This window comes from Vibrio sp. 2132-1, from assembly GCF_033344315.1.
In genome coordinates this window covers 1-517 of record NZ_JAWPON010000865.1, presented here as the reverse complement: position 1 = coordinate 517, position 517 = coordinate 1, and the positions used below count along the sequence as shown (strand labels likewise).

Genomic DNA, 517 nt, shown 5'->3' with positions numbered 1-517 from the left:
TACAATTACCGTCCGGTTTTGAATGTGTTTTCTAGTGCCACTGTGCCTATTGTCAGAAGCACTTTGATCAATTTAGAGCACGAGGGTTGGGAGGAATAACCATGAAATTGCGTTCCCGACAAAAAGGCTCCTTCGCCATTGAGCTTTTCTTTGTGCTTATAGCGATCGTCACCATTTTTTATTTTATGACTGATCTGAGCGATAAATTGATGACAAGAGCAAAACTTGATCGCAGTAGTTTTGCCTTAGTAAACATACTAAAAGAGCGCACTCGGTATTACGATGAAAGAGTGAATTTAAATGCAATTGATACCTCCCACATGCAAATTTTGGCAGCGCGTTTGCTCGGTACTAGCCCCGATAGTATCGCTATTAAGATAGAAGCATTGCACAATAAAACCGTTTGGGAGCAGTTTGTAAGTACGGAATACGAGAACTTAGGCTGTAATGCTGTAGCGTTGAATGAAAAAGCTGATCTTGTCCCAGTTGAAAATAGCGTCGTCTTTCCTCTCTACCA

The 517-nt window shown here is 41.2% G+C and carries 1 protein-coding gene; it reads left to right on the top strand.

All coding sequences use genetic code 11. From position 1 onward, the window contains the following. Nucleotides 1-101 precede the first annotated feature (101 nt). Nucleotides 102-517: tight adherence pilus pseudopilin TadF (gene tadF / locus R8N47_RS28445; protein ID WP_318186513.1), on the top strand; the 416-nt coding region annotated here is incomplete at its 3' end.